This window comes from Sterolibacterium denitrificans (assembly GCF_900174485.1).
Lineage (GTDB): Bacteria > Pseudomonadota > Gammaproteobacteria > Burkholderiales > Rhodocyclaceae > Sterolibacterium > Sterolibacterium denitrificans.
In genome coordinates this window covers 2,304,309-2,319,767 of record NZ_LT837803.1, presented here as the reverse complement: position 1 = coordinate 2,319,767, position 15,459 = coordinate 2,304,309, and the positions used below count along the sequence as shown (strand labels likewise).

At 63.9% G+C, this 15,459-nt stretch carries 11 protein-coding genes; all 11 read right to left on the bottom strand.

All coding sequences use genetic code 11. The features are described 5' to 3' along the window. Positions 1-28 precede the first annotated feature (28 nt). The 11 genes from SDENCHOL_RS10520 to gyrA all read right to left on the bottom strand — a co-directional run bounded on the left by SDENCHOL_RS10520 (position 29) and on the right by gyrA (position 15,079). Positions 29-2,833 carry a valine--tRNA ligase gene (locus tag SDENCHOL_RS10520; RefSeq protein WP_154717193.1) on the bottom strand — a complete coding sequence of 935 codons (2,805 nt, stop codon included), beginning with the start codon at positions 2,831-2,833 and terminating at the stop codon, positions 29-31. A 75-nt stretch (positions 2,834-2,908) separates the two neighbouring features. Further along, entirely contained in the window at positions 2,909-3,754 is an 846-nt protein-coding gene (locus tag SDENCHOL_RS10515) for a 4'-phosphopantetheinyl transferase superfamily protein (protein WP_154717192.1), read from the bottom strand. After that, a complete protein-coding gene (locus tag SDENCHOL_RS10510; protein ID WP_154717191.1) occupies positions 3,754-4,809 on the bottom strand; it encodes a glycosyltransferase family 4 protein in 1,056 nt (351 codons plus the stop codon). The genes SDENCHOL_RS10515 and SDENCHOL_RS10510 overlap by 1 nt, the downstream gene beginning before the upstream one ends. An 87-nt stretch (positions 4,810-4,896) precedes the next feature. After that, positions 4,897-5,997: a GDP-mannose 4,6-dehydratase gene (gene gmd, locus SDENCHOL_RS10505; protein ID WP_154717190.1), complete on the bottom strand. Its 1,101-nt coding sequence runs from the start codon at positions 5,995-5,997 to the stop codon at positions 4,897-4,899. A 46-nt stretch (positions 5,998-6,043) separates the two neighbouring features. After that, on the bottom strand, positions 6,044-7,003 hold the full coding sequence (locus SDENCHOL_RS10500; protein WP_154717189.1) for a GDP-L-fucose synthase family protein: 960 nt from the start codon (positions 7,001-7,003) through the stop codon (positions 6,044-6,046). Positions 7,004-7,024: 21 nt separating this feature from the next. Further along, a complete protein-coding gene (locus tag SDENCHOL_RS10495) occupies positions 7,025-7,927 on the bottom strand; it encodes a prephenate dehydrogenase (protein WP_154717188.1) in 903 nt (300 codons plus the stop codon). Positions 7,928-7,954: 27 nt separating this feature from the next. After that, on the bottom strand, positions 7,955-9,052 hold the full coding sequence (gene hisC, locus SDENCHOL_RS10490; protein WP_154717187.1) for a histidinol-phosphate transaminase: 1,098 nt from the start codon (positions 9,050-9,052) through the stop codon (positions 7,955-7,957). Between the two features lie 43 nt (positions 9,053-9,095). After that, entirely contained in the window at positions 9,096-10,205 is a 1,110-nt protein-coding gene (gene pheA, locus SDENCHOL_RS10485; protein WP_154717186.1) for a prephenate dehydratase, read from the bottom strand. A gap of 2 nt (positions 10,206-10,207) precedes the next feature. Next, on the bottom strand, positions 10,208-11,392 hold the full coding sequence (locus SDENCHOL_RS10480; protein WP_154717185.1) for a phosphoglycerate dehydrogenase: 1,185 nt from the start codon (positions 11,390-11,392) through the stop codon (positions 10,208-10,210). Between the two features lie 13 nt (positions 11,393-11,405). Then, positions 11,406-12,491 (bottom strand): 3-phosphoserine/phosphohydroxythreonine transaminase, encoded by a 1,086-nt coding sequence (gene serC / locus SDENCHOL_RS10475; protein ID WP_154717184.1) that lies wholly within the window; start codon positions 12,489-12,491, stop codon positions 11,406-11,408. Then, positions 12,488-15,079: a DNA gyrase subunit A gene (gene gyrA / locus SDENCHOL_RS10470; RefSeq protein ID WP_154717183.1), complete on the bottom strand. Its 2,592-nt coding sequence runs from the start codon at positions 15,077-15,079 to the stop codon at positions 12,488-12,490. Before gyrA ends, serC begins: the two co-directional genes overlap by 4 nt. Positions 15,080-15,459 lie beyond the last annotated feature (380 nt).

Genomic DNA, 15,459 nt, shown 5'->3' with positions numbered 1-15,459 from the left:
GGGGACGGGAGTTGGGTAAGCGCCTTGGTTAAGTCAGCCGCTGACGTTGCGCCATCAGTTTTTCCAGCAGCGTGGAGAACTCGCTTAGACGGTTGCGTTCCTGCTCCACCACGGCGGCGGGAGCGCGTTCGACGAAGCTGGGGGTGGCGAGTTTCTTGTCGGCCTTGGCGATTTCGCCGGCGATGCGTTCGATTTCCTTGGCGAGACGGGCGCGCTCGGCCTCGATGTCGATTTCTATTTTCAGCATCAGGCGATAGTCGCCGACGATCTGCACCGGGGCGTCGGCTTCCGGTAGCTGCGCACCCGTGGCGGTGACGCTTTCCAGGCGTGCCAGCGCTTGCAGGTAGGGGGCGAATTCCTTGACAGTGTCTTCATCACCGGTGATCAGCAGCGGCACCTTTTGTGACGGCGGCAGGTTCATTTCGCCGCGCAGGCTGCGGCAGGCCGTCACCATGTCTTTCAGCAACTGGATGCGTGCCTCGCAGTCTTCGTCGATCTTGGCAGGTACGCATTCGGGGTAGGGTTGCAGCATGATGGTGTCGGCGTCAATGCCGACCAGCGGCTTGACCGATTGCCACAGCTCTTCGGTGATGAAGGGAATCAGCGGATGGGCCAGACGCAGGATGGTTTCCAGTACGCGTACCAGGGTGCGCCGCGTGGCGACCTGCGCCGCCTCGCTGCCGGTTTGCAGTTGCACCTTGGCCAGTTCCAGATACCAGTCGCAGTATTCATCCCAGACGAGTTCATACACCGTGCGTGCGGCGAGGTCGAAGCGGTATTCGGCAAAGTGCTGGGCGATCTCGGCTTCGGCACGCTGCAGGCGGCTGACGATCCAGCGGTCGGCGGCGGAAAACGGCGGGCAGGTGCCCGGCGTGATGTCGAGGCCGACGTCCTTGCCTTCGCAGTTCATCAGCACGAAGCGCGTGGCGTTCCACAGCTTGTTGCAGAAGTTGCGATAGCCCTCGCAGCGCTGCAGGTCGAACTTGATGTCGCGTCCCGGCGAGGCGAGGCTGGCGAAGGTGAAGCGCAGGGCGTCGGTGCCGAAGGCGGGGATGCCGGTGGGGAATTCCTTGCGTGTGCGCTTCTCGATCTGCGCCGCCTGTTTGGGGTTCATCAGCCCCGTGGTGCGTTTCTGCACCAGCGCCTCGACGTCGATGCCGTCGATCAGGTCGATGGGGTCGAGCACGTTGCCCTTGGACTTCGACATCTTCTGGCCTTCGGCATCGCGGATCAGGCCGTGCACATAGACGTCGCGGAAGGGGATTTTGCCGGTGAGGTGCTTGGTCATCATGACCATGCGCGCTACCCAGAAGAAGATGATGTCGAAGCCGGTGACCAGCACCGAGGAGGGCAGGTAGAGATCCAGCGCGTCGTTGGATTTTGCCGGGTATTCCGGCGTCCAGTCGAGCGTCGAGAAGGGCCAGAGTGCCGAGGAGTACCAAGTGTCGAGCACGTCCGGGTCGCGCGTCAGCGGACCGGCATAGCCGGCCTTGTCGGCGAGCTGACGCGCTTCGACCTCGTCATGGGCGACGAAGATTTCGCCATTACTGCCATACCACGCCGGAATCTGATGGCCCCACCAGAGCTGGCGCGAGATGCACCAGTCCTGGATGTTGTTGAGCCACTGGTTGTAGGTATTCACCCAGTTTTCCGGCACGAAGCGGATCTCGCCCGAGCGCACGCATTCGAGCGCCTTTTCGGTGATGCTCTTGCCGTCGTCGCCTGGCTTGCTCATGGCGACGAACCATTGATCGGTGAGCATGGGCTCGATCACCACGCCGGTGCGGTCGCCGCGCGGCACCTTGAGTTTGTGCTTGTCGGTCTTCTCCAGCAGGCCGAGCGCTTCGAGGTCTTCGACGACGGCCTTGCGCGCGGCGAAACGCTCCAGGCCGCGATATTTCTCCGGCGCCGCGTCGTTGATGTGGCCATCCAGGGTGAGGATGGAAATCATCGGCAACTGGTGGCGCTGGCCGACCGCATAGTCGTTGAAGTCGTGCGCCGGGGTGACCTTCACCACGCCGGTGCCGAATTCGCGGTCGACGTAGGCGTCGGCGATGATGGGAATTTCGCGCTCGGTGAGTGGCAGCCTGACGGTCTTGCCGATGAGATGCCGATAGCGCTCGTCTTCCGGATGCACCATCACGGCGGTGTCGCCGAGCATGGTTTCCGGGCGCGTGGTGGCGACGGTCAGCGTGGCCGAGCCATCCGTCAGCGGATAACGGATATGCCACAAAAAGCCGTCCTCCTCTTCGCTCACTACTTCGAGGTCGGAGACGGCGGTGTGCAGTTTCGGATCCCAGTTCACCAGGCGCTTGCCGCGATAGATCACTCCCTCGTTGTAGAGGCGGACGAAAGTCTCGGTGACGATTTTCGACAGCCCCGCGTCCATGGTGAAGCGTTCGCGCGACCAGTCGGGCGAGGTGCCCAGACGGCGCATCTGGCGGGTGATGGTCGAGCCGGAATATTCCTTCCATTCCCAGACTTTTTCGATGAATTTCTCGCGCCCCAGATCGTGACGGGAAACGCCCTGGGCATCGAGCTGGCGTTCGACGACGATCTGCGTGGCGATGCCGGCATGGTCGGTGCCCGGTTGCCACAGCGTGTTCCAGCCGCGCATGCGGTGGTAGCGGGTCAGCGCATCCATCAGCGTCTGGTTGAAGCCGTGCCCCATGTGCAGGGTGCCGGTGACGTTGGGTGGCGGCAGCAGGATGCAGTAGGAATTTTCCGCGGGCTTGGAGCGATCGAGGCCGGCCTTGAAATAGCCCTGGCCTTCCCAGTGTTCATACCAGCGTTGTTCGATGGTGGCGGGTTCGAAGCTTTTGGCGAGTTCCATCGGGGAGGTTTTGCGTGAGCAGAGGTCGAAAAAAGAACCCCGGATTATACCGGAGGGGGTAGGCCGCCTTGCGCTTCAGGCCGCGTGATTCGCTGGATTTGCCGGGTTCTCCGGACTTGCCTGACTCTCCGATTGGGTCTGGCGCAGGAGCAGGGTTTCGATTGGTTGCGGTGCGCTTACGTCGGCCAGCGGCGTCAGCGGGACGATCCGGCGCAGGCTGAGGCGCCGGGGCGGACTGGCGGGTGCATGTGCTGCGCAGACGGCCAGCAGATGTTCCGGTGTCGGGCGCAGTAGCCGGAAATGCCAGCGTTCGGGCTGGTCGTCGAGCCGTGGATCGAAGGCGATATCGATCTCGTTTTCGGCCGGAAAATGAAAGCTGAACTGCTCCAGCGGCAAGGCCAGGCCCAGGCTGCGCGCCTTGATGTAGGACTCCTTCAGCGTCCAGTAATGGAAAAAGCGTTCCGCCTGCAGTGCCTGCGGCAAGGCCAGCAGATCGTCGGTTTCGCGCGGGGAGAAATAGCGCCGGGAGATTTCCAGCGGCGGGCTGCGTTCGATGATGTTTTCCGTATCCACGCCGAGCGTGCCGCCGCCCGTGATGCCGAGCACGATCAGCCCGGCGGTGTGCGAGAGGTTGAACACCAGATCGCCGGCCTGCGGATTGATGATTTGCGGCCGGCCATGTTCCAGTTTGCGAAAACGCCAATCCTGTGGCGCGACGGGCGCGTAGTACGAAAGCACGCTGCGCGTCAGCGCGCGGGTGACCAGATATTGTTGCCTGTCCTTGGCGAAGTGGAAGCGCTGTTCCTGCTGCCGCTCTGCGGGATTCAGCAGCCGCCGGCAGGCGGCCAGCAAGCCGGCATCGTGAATCTCGCGGTCGAAGGCCAGCCAGAGGTGGATTTCGTCGCTGCCGATCGACAACATCAAATGAGCCCGTTGCGGCGTGCCTGGTGCGTGATGCGGAAAGCGAGCAGCGTGTAGCCGAGCAGGAATGGCAGGAAAATCCAGAGGCGCGCGTGGTCGTCGGTTGCGTTGCTGAACCAGAGCGCGGCAAGTCCTTGCGCCAGCGCCAGGCCGGCATACAGCAGGCTTACGCTGCGATGGGAAAGTCCGCTGCGGTTGAGCAACTGGTAGAGATGGCCGCGGTGCGCCTGGGTGAGTTTTTCACCGGCCAGCAGGCGACGGCAGAAGGTGAATACCGTGTCGAAAATGTAGTGCAGCAACAGCAGCGGCATGACGAGCAGTAGCCGTGGCGCCGCGTTGCCGGCGGCCAGCAGGGCGAAGGCGGCAAAGGAAAAACCGAGAAAGGTGCTGCCGACGTCGCCCATGAAGATTCTTGCCGGCGGCCAGTTGAACAGCAGAAAACCGCAACTGCCGGCGCAGATCGCCAGCGCGGCCAGGGCGAGGAAGGGTAGCCCCTGTTGCCAGCAGATGAGGGCGAAGCAGGCGGCGACGACGACGGCCGTGCCGCCCGCCATGCCATCGAGTCCATCCATGAAGTTGTAGGCATTGGTCAGGCCGATCAGCCACAGCAGGGTGATCGGCCAGCGCAGCCAGGCCAGCCAGTCCGGCAGCCACGGAATTTGCCGCGCCTCGATGAGGCTGCCGCAGGCCATGACCATCGCCACCGCGATCAACTGGACGAGCAGCTTGCTGGCGTAGCCTTGGCCGGCCATGTCGTCGTGCAGTGAAACGCCGGCGATCAGCAGCGCGGCGAGCAGAAAGCCGGCGAAGTGCAGCGTGGTCAGGGGAGCGGCCAGCACATTGCCGCCGAACAGGTGAATCGATAGCAGGGCGAGAAAGAAGCCGATCACGATGCCCAGGCCGCCGCCGCGCGGCGTCGGCGTGCTGTGCGAAGAGCGTTCGTTGGGCAGGTCGATGATGCGAAAGCGGCGCAACAGCAGCAGCGTGACAGCCGCCGATGCGCCGAGTATGGCGAGGAAATACAGGATGAGCCCGGGAAAGGCGGCAAGACTCAAGCGTCGGTTCCTTCAGTCGTGGTGATGCGCGGTATGGGTATTGGCACGGGCGGCGGGCAGCGCGGCGCTTTCGGCCTTACCTTGGCCTTACTCGTGGTAATCCATGGTCTTGTAGCCATGGTTCTTGATGAGTTCGTCGCGTTCGGCGGACTTGAGGTCTTCGCGCGCCATTTCGGCAACCAGTTCGGCGAAGCTGGTTCTGGGCTGCCAGCCGAGTTTCTGGCGCGCCTTGGTCGGGTCGCCGAGCAGGGTTTCGACTTCGGTCGGGCGGAAGTAGCGCGGATCGACGGCAACGATGGCCGTGCTCCTGCCGGCGGGGGCATCGACCCAGTAACCTTTTTCATCGACGCCGCTGCCTTCCCAGCGGATCCGCATACCCAGTTCCCTGGCGGCTGCATCGACAAAATCGCGCACGCTGTACTGCACGCCGGTGGCGATGACGAAATCCTCGGGTTGCTCCTGCTGCAGCATCAGCCATTGCATTTCTACGTAGTCGCGTGCATGGCCCCAGTCGCGCCTGGCATCGAGATTGCCGAGGAACAGGCAATCCTGCAGACCCAGCTTGATGCGCGCCAGCGCGCGGGTGATCTTGCGGGTGACGAAGGTTTCGCCGCGAATCGGCGATTCGTGATTGAACAGCGTGCCGTTGCAGGCGTACATGCCGTAGGCTTCGCGGTAATTGACGGTGATCCAGTAGGCATACAGCTTGGCGACGGCGTAGGGGCTGCGCGGGTAGAAGGGCGTGGTTTCCTTCTGCGGCACTTCCTGCACCAGACCGTAAAGCTCGGAGGTGGAAGCCTGGTAGTAGCGGGTCTTCTTCTCCAGCCCGAGGATGCGGATGGCTTCGAGCAGGCGCAAGGCGCCCAGCGCATCGGAGTTGGCGGTGTATTCGGGTTCCTCGAAGCTGACCGCAACGTGGCTTTGCGCCGCCAGGTTGTAGAGCTCGTCGGGTTGCACCTGCTGGATGATGCGGATCAGGCTGGAGCTGTCCGTCATGTCGCCGTGATGCAGGATGAAGCGGCGGTTCTTTTCGTGCGGATCCTGGTAGAGATGATCGATGCGGTCGGTGTTGAACAGCGAGGTGCGGCGCTTGATGCCATGCACCGTATAGCCCTTGTCGAGCAGAAATTCGGCCAGATAGGCGCCGTCCTGGCCGGTGACGCCGGTGATGAGTGCTGTCTTGGTCATGGGTAGATGCGGCCTCTCGTGAGTATCGGTGGCAAACGCAGGGGCTTCAGTCGAAGCGTGCGAGGAAGTCGGCATAGGCGCTGGCAAGGCCTCGCTCCAGCGGAATCTTCGCGCTCCAACCGAGCTGCTTCATGCGCGAGACGTCGAGCAGTTTGCGCGGCGTGCCGTCCGGCTTGGTGGTGTCGAAGCGCAGCTCGCCCTGGAAACCGACGGTACTGGCGACGATCTCGGCCATGGCGCGGATGGTCTGGTCCGCGCCGCAGCCGATGTTCACCAGCGGTGGGCCGTCGAGCGCCAGCAGTTCGGCGTAGCGTTCTTTGGGCAGTTGCATCAGGTGCAGGCAGGCATCGGCCATGTCGTCGCTGCTGAGGAATTCGCGCAGCGGCGTGCCGGTGCCCCAGATGGCGACTTCCTTGTCGCCGCGCGCCTTGGCTTCGTGCATCTTGCGGATCAGCGCTGGCAGCACGTGGGAGTTGGCCAGATCGTAGTTGTCGCCCGGGCCGTAGAGATTGGTCGGCATGGCGGCGATGAAGCGGGTGCCGTACTGGCGGTTGTAGCTCCAGCACATTTCGATGCCGGCGATCTTGGCCAGCGCATAGGGCCGGTTGGTGGCTTCGAGCGGGCCGGTCAGCAGGTAGTCTTCCTTGATCGGCTGCGGACAGTTGCGCGGGTAGATGCACGAGGAGCCGAGGAACAGCAGGCGCCGGACGCCGACGCGCCAGGATTCGTGGATGACGTTGGTCTGCACCGCGAGATTGCTGTGGATGAACTCGGCCGGGTAGGTGTTGTTGGCGTGGATGCCGCCGACCTTGGCGGCGGCGAGGATGACGTAGTCCGGCCGCTCGGCTTCCATGAAGGCGCGCACCGGCGCCTGCTCCATCAGGTCGAGCTCGGCGTGGCTGCGCAGCAGCAGGTTGTCGTAGCCTTGCTTGCGCAGGGCGCGCACGATGGCCGAGCCGACCAGGCCGCGATGGCCGGCTACGTAGATTTTGGCGTGTTTTTCCATGGGCGGTCTTTTGCGGGAGGTTTATTCGGGAGAAGCGCCGCCATCGGTTGCGGCGTGTTGCGTGGCCAGCCAGGTATCGCGTGCGCTGCGCGCCTTGCCGAACAGCGCTTCGAGACCGGGGCCGTCGGCGCTGGCGAGCAGCACGCGGGCGCGTATCAGTTCGGCCTGGTAGGCGTCCAGCTCGCGGATCAGGGCGGTGCGGTTGGCCAGGCAGATGTCGCGCCACATTTCCGGATGGCTGCTGGCGATGCGGGTGAAGTCGCGGAAGCCGCCGGCGGCGAAGCCGAAGAGCCGATCGGCATTTTCACGGTTGGCGAATTCATGCACCAGGGCGTAGGCAAGCAGATGCGGCAGGTGGCTGACGGCGGCGAAGATTGCGTCGTGCGTCGCGGCGGTCAGCTTGCTGACTTCGGCGCCGCAGGCCAGCCAGGCATCGCGGACGAGCGCGACGGCGGCCGCGGAGTTTTCCGCCAGAGGCGTCAGCACCACGCGCCGCTCGCGGAAGAGATTGGCCTGCGCGGCGGCGACGCCGCTCTTTTCGGCGCCGGCGATCGGGTGGCCTGGAACGAACCGGCCGGCCTTGCCGCCCAGCGCGGCGTACGCGGCGGCGACCACGTCCTGCTTGGTGCTGCCGGCATCGCTGATGATGGTCGTCGGCCCCAGGTGTGGGGCAAGCTGGCGCAGCGTGGCTTCGGTGTGGCCCACCGGCATGGCGAGCATGAGCAGATCGGCGTCGCGCAGGGCATCGGCCCAGTCGGTGGTGTAACGATCGATGACTCCGAGACGCTGCGCTTCTTCGAGCGAAGCCGTGGTGCGGCCCATGCCGACCACTTCGCGGACTGCGCCGGCCTGCTTGAGCGCCAGGGCGAAGGAGCCGCCGATCAGGCCGACGCCGCAGATGACGATTTTGTGCAGTTGGGGCATGGGTTTCAGGGGACGGGGATCAGGCGGTCAGAGGGATTTTTCGAGGGCGGTGAGGAAGCGGGCGTTTTCGCTTTCCAGGCCGACGGTGACGCGCAGGTGCTCGGGCATCGCGTAGTTGCCGAGCGGGCGGACGATCATGCCCTGCTTGAGCAGACGTTGGTTCACGCTGGCCGCGTCCTTGACGTGGAAGGTGACGAAATTGCCGTGCGCCGGAATATGGCCGAGGCCGATGCGTTTGAGGCCGGCGACGATCTGTTCGATGCCGCGCAGGTTGAGTTCGAAGCTCTCGGCGAGGAACAGGTGGTCGTCGAGCGCGGCGCGCGCGGCGGCGAGCGCCAGGTTGTTCACGTTGAAGGGCTGGCGCAGGCGGTTCAGCAGGTCGATGACTTCCGCCGCTCCCAGCGCGTAGCCGACGCGCAGGCCGGCCAGTCCATACACTTTGGAGAAGGTGCGGGTGATGATCAGGTTGGGAAAGGCGTCGAGCCAGCCGCGCGTGTCGTTGGCGTCGCCGCGCAGCGCCGGCGGCAGGTATTCGTCGTAGGCTTCGTCGAGCACGACGATGACGTCGCGCGGCACGGCCTGCAGGAAGGCATGCACTGCGCCGGCAGGTAGGAAGGTGCCGGTCGGGTTGTTCGGGTTGGCGATCCAGACCACGCGGGTATCGGGACGGATGGCGGCGCGCATGGCGTCGAGATCGTGGCCGTAGTCGCGTGCCGGGACGACCAGGCTTTCCGCGCCGACGCCCTGGGTCGCCAGCGGGTAGACGGCGAAGGCGTATTGCGAAAATACCGAGGACAGGCCGGGGCCGAGAAACACGCGGGCCACATAGTCGAGCAGATCGTTCGAACCATTGCCGAGGATGACGCGTTCGGCGTCGATGCCGTGACGTTCGGCAATCCCCTGGATCAGCTCGAACTGGTCGGGATAGCGCGCGAGTCCGGCGACTTCGCGCTCGACGGCGGCACGCGCCAGACGGCTCATGCCCAGCGGATTCTCGTTGGAAGCCAGCTTGACGATGCGCTCGACGGGGATCCCCATTTCACGCGCCAGGGCCGTGATGGGTTTGCCAGGCGGGTAGGGGGCGATGGCGCGGATGTGGGCCGGAGCTAGTTCGGCAATGCTCATGGCGCAAAACCTCGGTAAATCTGGAAATTACAAAATCACGAAACTACATTGCGGCAGCCGGATAACTGCCGAGGACTTTGAGAAAGCCGGCGCGTTCGTCCAGCGCCTGCAGGGCGGCGGCGAGTTGCGGTTGCTGCCGGTGGCCTTCGATGTCGATGTAGAACACATAGGCCCATTGCCCGCCGCCGAGGCTGCGTGCCGGGCGGGATTCCAGCCGGGTCATGCTGATGCCGTGTTCGGCAAAAGGGGCGAGCAGATGGTGCATGGCGCCGGCGCGGTTCTGCGCCGAGCAGATCAGCGAGGTCTTGTCATGGCCCGAGGGGCCGGCGTCGTGCGAGCCGAGTATCAGGAAGCGCGTCGTGTTGTTGGGCTCGTCCTCGATGTTGCCGGCGAGGATGTTCAGGCCGTAGCGCTGCGCCGCGGTTTCTCCGGCAATGGCGCAGGTATCCGGCTGCTCGGCAGCCATGCGTGCGGCTTCGGCGTTGCTGGCCACCGGAATGCGTGGCACCTGCGGCAGATTCCTGTCCAGCCATTCATGGCACTGGGCCAGCGACTGGGCATGGGAATAGATGCGTGCCGGCGGCTTTGATGAATCGAGCGCGGCGGCCTTGCACAGTAGGTTCTGATGCACGCGCAGACTGACTTCGCCGCAGACCTTCACGCTCGAGGAGAGCAGGAGATCCAGCGTGCGGCCGACGGCGCCTTCGGTGGAGTTTTCCACCGGCACCACGGCGTAGTTGACGTTGCCGGCTTCGACGGCGCGAAAGGCGTCGTCGATGCTGGCGCAGGGGTCGAGGACGGGGGATGCGCCGAAGTGCTTGCGTGCGGCAGCTTCGGTGAAGGTGCCGGCAGGGCCGAGGAAAGCGATGAGCAGCGGCTGTTCGAGCGCCAGGCAGGCCGACATGATTTCGCGCGTGATGCGCTGCACGGCCTCGTCGGGCAAGGGGCCGGGATTGGCTTCGACGATGCGGCGCAGCACCTGGGCCTCGCGTTCGGGACGATAGATCGTGCCCTGCTTGATCTCGCCGATACGCTGCGCCAGGCGGGCGCGCTCGCTGACGAGGCGCAGGACTTCATCGTCGATGCGATCGATGCCTGCGCGCAGGCGCAGGAGCTCGCTCTGTTCGTCGCTGGCAGCGTCGGCCCCGGTCATGTTCAATCCTCCAGCGGCAGGAAGCGCACCGCCAGCACGCCTTCGATGGCGGCGATGGCGTTGATGGTCTGCTGCGGCACGCTGCTATCCACGTCCACCAGCGTGTAGGCCATGTCGCCGCGCGACTTGTTCATCATGTTGTGGATGTTGAGGCCGGCTTGCGCCATGACGGTCGAAATCTGGCCGACCATGTTGGGTACGTTGGCGTTGGCAATCGCCACGCGGTAGTTCGATTCGCGCGGCATCACCACGTTGGGAAAGTTCACCGCGTTCTGGATGTTGCCGTGCTCCAGGTAGTCGCGCAGTTGCTCGGCCACCATGATGGCGCAGTTTTCCTCGGCTTCGCCCGTGGATGCGCCGAGGTGCGGCAGGGCGATGACCTTGGGGTGGGCATTGATCCGGGCCGAGGGGAAATCGCAGACGTAGGCGGCCAGCTTCTTGCCATCGAGCGCGTCGAGCACGGCCTGCTCATCGACGATCTGGTCGCGCGAGAAGTTGAGGATGACCGCGCCATGCTTCAAGTGCGTGATGTTGTCGGCATTGAGCATGTTGCGCGTGGCATCGAGCAGCGGTACATGCACCGAGATGAAGTCGGCATGCTTCAGCAGCTCGTTCAGGCTGGCGGCCTTCCTGACCTGGGAAGACAGGCTCCAGGCGGCATCCACCGTGATTTCCGGATCGAAGCCGAGCACGTTCATGCCCAGCTTGAGGGCGGCGTCGGCCACCAGGCAGCCGATCTTGCCCAGGCCGACCACGCCCAGGGTGCGCCCGGCCAGTTCATAGCCGGCGTAGGTTTTCTTGCCGTCTTCGACTTTCTTTTCCATTTCCGGGTCGGCCGGGTCGAGCTTGCCGACGAAGTCCATCGCCCCGCGCAGATTGCGCGCGGCGAGCAGCATGCCGGCGATGACCAGTTCCTTGACGGCATTGGCATTGGCCCCCGGCGCATTGAAGACCGGCACGCCGCGCGCGCTCATGGCCTTGACCGGAATGTTGTTGGTGCCCGCGCCGGCGCGGCCGATGGCGCGCACGCTGGCCGGGATGTCCATCTTGTGCATGTCGGCGGAACGCACGAGAACGGCGTCGGGCGATTCGATGCTCTTGCCGCTGGTGTAGCGCTCGGCGGGCAGGCGCTTGAGGCCGTTGGCGGAAATCTGGTTGAGGATCAGAACCTGAAAAGAGGTGGCCATGGAGTGCTCCTGCTTACTTGCCGTGTTGGGTTTCGAATTCCTTCATGTAGTCGATCAGCGCCTGGACGCCTTCGATGGGCATGGCGTTGTAGATCGAGGCGCGCATGCCGCCGACCGAGCGGTGGCCCTTCAGTTGCACCATGCCGCGCGCCTTGGCGCCTTTGAGGAATTCGTCGTCGAGCTCGGCGTTGGCCAGGGTGAACGGGATGTTCATGCGCGAACGGTCTTCCTTGCGTACCGGATTCTTGAAGAACGCGCTCTGGTCGAGGAAGTCATAGAGCAGCCTGGCCTTGGCGATGTTCTTCTGCTCGATGGCGGCCAGCCCGCCCTGCTTCTTCAGCCACTGGAAGACCAGGCCGGCGATGTAGATGCCATAGGTCGGCGGCGTGTTGTACATCGAGTCGTTGTCGGCGTGGGTTTTGTAGTCGAGCATCGCGGAGGGCGCGGGATTGCCCTTGCCGATCAGGTCGTCGCGGATGATGACGATGGTCAGGCCGGCCGGGCCGATGTTCTTCTGCGCGCCGGCGTAGATCAGGCCGTATTTGGAAACATCGACGGGCTTGGAGAGGATGTTCGACGACATGTCGCAGACCAGCGGGACGTTGCCGGTTTCCGGAACCCAGTGAAATTCGACGCCGCCGATGGTTTCGTTGGCGGTGTAGTGCACGTAAGCGGCGTTCGGGTCGAGCTTCCAGGTGTCCTGCTTCGGCGCATAGTTGAAGTTGCTGTCCTCGGCGCTGGCGACGACGTTGGCCTTGCCGAAGTGCTTGACGGCCTTGATGGCCTTCTTCGCCCATTCGCCGGTATTGACGAAGTCGGCGCTGCCCTTGCCGGCGAGCAGGTTCATCGGGATCATCTCGAATTGCAGCGAGGCGCCGCCCTGCAGGAACAGCACCTTGTAGTTGGCGGGAATCGCCATCAGCTCGCGCAGATCGGCTTCGGCGGCGGCGGCGATGGCCATGAATTCCTTGCCGCGATGGCTCATTTCCATCACCGACTGGCCGCTGCCCTGCCAGTCGAGCATTTCGGCTGCGGCTTGTTGCAGCACTTCGGCGGGCAGCGCGGCGGGGCCGGCGCTGAAGTTGATGGCGCGTGTCATGCGGTTTCTCCTTGTTCGTCTGGGTTGTCCGTTTCGGATTCGGTATCGGTTTCGATGATCTTGGTGATGCCGGCCAGGGTATCGTCGGCATCCAGATTGATGAGGGTCACGCCCTGGGTCGAGCGGCCCATTTCTCGGATCTGCTCGACGGCGGTGCGGATCAGCACGCCGCCGGTGGAAATCAGCATCAGGTGGTCTTCCGGCTGCACCAGCAGGGCGCCGACCACCTTGCCGTTGCGCTCGCTGGTCTGGATGGCGATCATGCCCTTGGTGCCGCGGCCATGGCGGGTGTATTCGCCGATGGCCGTGCGCTTGCCGTAGCCGTTCTCGGTGGCGGTGAGCACCGAGCAGTCTTCGTTCTCGGCAACCAGCATGGAAATCACCGTCTGGCCGGCTTCCAGCCACATGCCGCGCACGCCGCGCGCGCCGCGCCCCATGGCGCGCACGTCTTCCTCGGCGAAGCGCACCGCCTTGCCGGCATCGGAGAACAGCATCACGTCATGGCTGCCGTCGGTGATGGCCACGCCGATCAGGTAATCGTTTTCGTCCAGGCCGACGGCGATGATGCCGGCGCGGCGCGGGTTGGAGAACTCGGTCAGCGGCGTCTTCTTGACCGTGCCGCCGGCGGTGGCCATGAAGACGTAGTGCTGCTCGTCGAACTCCTTGACCGGCAGGACGGCGGTGATCTTCTCGCCTTCCTCGAGCGGGAACAGGTTGATGATCGGCTTGCCGCGACTGCTGCGGCTGCCCTGCGGCGCCTCGTATACCTTCAGCCAATACACGCGGCCGCGGTTGGAGAAGCAGAGGATGTAATCATGCGTATTGGCGACGAAGAGGTGGTCGACGAAATCGTCTTCCTTGGTCGATGCCGCCTGCTTGCCGCGCCCGCCGCGTCTTTGCGCCTTGTATTCGGAGAGCGGCTGCGACTTGATGTAGCCGCCATGGGAGAGCGTGACCACCATGTCCTGCGGGGTGATCAAATCCTCGATGTTGATGTCGTGCGCGCTCATGACGATTTCGGAGCGGCGCGGATCGTTGAACTGGCTGCGGATGGCGGCGAGTTCCTCGCCGATGATGGCGGTGATGCGCTCGGGACGGGCGAGGATGTCGATCAGGTCGGCGATCAGATCCATCACTTCGCGGTATTCGTTGATGATCTTGTCCTGCTCCAGGCCGGTCAGGCGCTGCAGGCGCAATTCGAGGATGGCCTGGGCCTGGGTTTCGGAAAGCAGGTAGCCGTCCGGCCCCAGGCCGAATTCGGGCGCCAGGTCTTCGGGGCGCGAAGCGTCGGCGGCCGCGCGCGCCAGCATGTCGCCGACCAGCGCGGAATTCCAGCGGCGCTCCATCAGGCCGCGCTTGGCGTCGGCCGGCGTCGGCGCGGCCTTGATGAGGGCGATGATTTCATCGACGTTGGACAGGGCGACGGCCAGACCTTCGAGGATGTGGCCGCGCTCGCGCGCCTTGCGCAGTTCGAAAATGGTGCGCCGGGTGATGACTTCGCGGCGATGGGCCAGGAAGGCCGCGAGCATTTCCTTGAGATTGAGCAGGCGCGGCCGGCCATCGACCAGCGCCACCATGTTCATGCCGAAGGTGTCCTGCAATTGAGTCATCTTGTAGAGATGATTGAGCACGACATCCGGCATTTCGCCGCGCTTCAGCTCGATTACCACGCGCATGCCGTCCTTGTCGGATTCGTCCTGCAGGTGGGTGATGCCGTCGATCTTCTTTTCGTTGACCAGTTCGGCGATCTTTTCCAGCAGGGTCTTCTTGTTGACCTGGTAGGGCAACTCGTCGATGACGATGGCCTGCTTGCCGCCTTTTTCCAGATCCTCGACGTGGCTGCGCGCGCGCATGATCACGCGCCCACGCCCGGTCAGATAGCCTTCGCGCACGCCGGCGATGCCGTAGATCAGGCCGGCGGTGGGAAAGTCCGGCGCCGGGATGATCTCGATCAACTGTTCGACGGACAGTTCGGGATCGTTCAGGAGTGCCAGGCAGCCATCGATCACTTCGCCGAGATTGTGCGGCGGAATGTTGGTCGCCATGCCCACCGCGATGCCCGCGCTGCCGTTGATCAGCAGGTTGGGAATCTTCGCCGGCAGGACCAGCGGTTCTTCTTCGGAACCATCGTAGTTGGGGCCGAAATCGACGGTTTCCTTTTCCAGGTCGGCGAGCAGTTCATGGCCGATGCGCGCCATGCGGATTTCGGTGTAGCGCATCGCCGCCGCGCTGTCGCCATCGACCGAGCCGAAGTTGCCCTGGCCGTCGACCAGCATGTAGCGCAGCGAGAAATCCTGCGCCATGCGCACGATGGTGTCGTAGACGGCGGTATCGCCATGGGGATGGTACTTACCGATGACGTCGCCGACGATGCGCGCGGATTTCTTGTAGGGCTTGTTCCAGTCGTTGGACAGTTCGTGCATCGCATAGAGCACGCGGCGATGCACGGGTTTGAGGCCATCGCGCACGTCCGGCAGGGCGCGGCCGACGATCACGCTCATGGCGTAATCGAGATAGGAGTGGCGCATCTCCTCTTCGAGACTGATCGGCAGGGTTTCTTTGGCAAACGAGGCTGGCGTGTTCGTCATCGTCGGGGTTCCGCGAGGTTACAGGCTGTTCTTGCTGCTGCTTCGGCATGCTCCAGCATAGGCAGGGCCGAAAACTCGCGATTTTAGCATGGCAGGGATGGTCGAACCGCAGCCCGGTCGGGCGGTGGGGTATTCTTCTGCATAAAATTGAATCCACAAAGTTTTTGTGGTTAAATCCGCTCCGGTTTTCGATATGTGTACATTGTTCTTGCCGGGTTCGGCCGGGACTTTTCATGAATTCGGAGGGGGAGCGCACTGATCGGGTTGCCACGGATGCTGGCATCTGGCTCAAGGCCTGAGGCGGGCATCCAGCGATCGACAGTGTGGGCAGTGTGATCGATAACAACAAAAACCAATTACCGGGGCGGCGCAGATCGCCG

Bases quoted from the DNA above. Each gene is read 5' to 3' on its own strand.
- SDENCHOL_RS10520 (WP_154717193.1), bottom strand. From the start codon at position 2,833: ATGGAACTCGCCAAAAGCTTCGAACCCGCCACCATCGAACAACGCTGG.
- SDENCHOL_RS10515 (WP_154717192.1), bottom strand. From the start codon at position 3,754: ATGTTGTCGATCGGCAGCGACGAAATCCACCTCTGGCTGGCCTTCGAC.
- gmd (WP_154717190.1), bottom strand. From the start codon at position 5,997: ATGACCAAGACAGCACTCATCACCGGCGTCACCGGCCAGGACGGCGCC.
- SDENCHOL_RS10500 (WP_154717189.1), bottom strand. From the start codon at position 7,003: ATGGAAAAACACGCCAAAATCTACGTAGCCGGCCATCGCGGCCTGGTC.
- SDENCHOL_RS10495 (WP_154717188.1), bottom strand. From the start codon at position 7,927: ATGCCCCAACTGCACAAAATCGTCATCTGCGGCGTCGGCCTGATCGGC.
- hisC (WP_154717187.1), bottom strand. From the start codon at position 9,052: ATGAGCATTGCCGAACTAGCTCCGGCCCACATCCGCGCCATCGCCCCC.
- pheA (WP_154717186.1), bottom strand. From the start codon at position 10,205: ATGACCGGGGCCGACGCTGCCAGCGACGAACAGAGCGAGCTCCTGCGC.
- SDENCHOL_RS10480 (WP_154717185.1), bottom strand. From the start codon at position 11,392: ATGGCCACCTCTTTTCAGGTTCTGATCCTCAACCAGATTTCCGCCAAC.
- serC (WP_154717184.1), bottom strand. From the start codon at position 12,491: ATGACACGCGCCATCAACTTCAGCGCCGGCCCCGCCGCGCTGCCCGCC.
- gyrA (WP_154717183.1), bottom strand. From the start codon at position 15,079: ATGACGAACACGCCAGCCTCGTTTGCCAAAGAAACCCTGCCGATCAGT.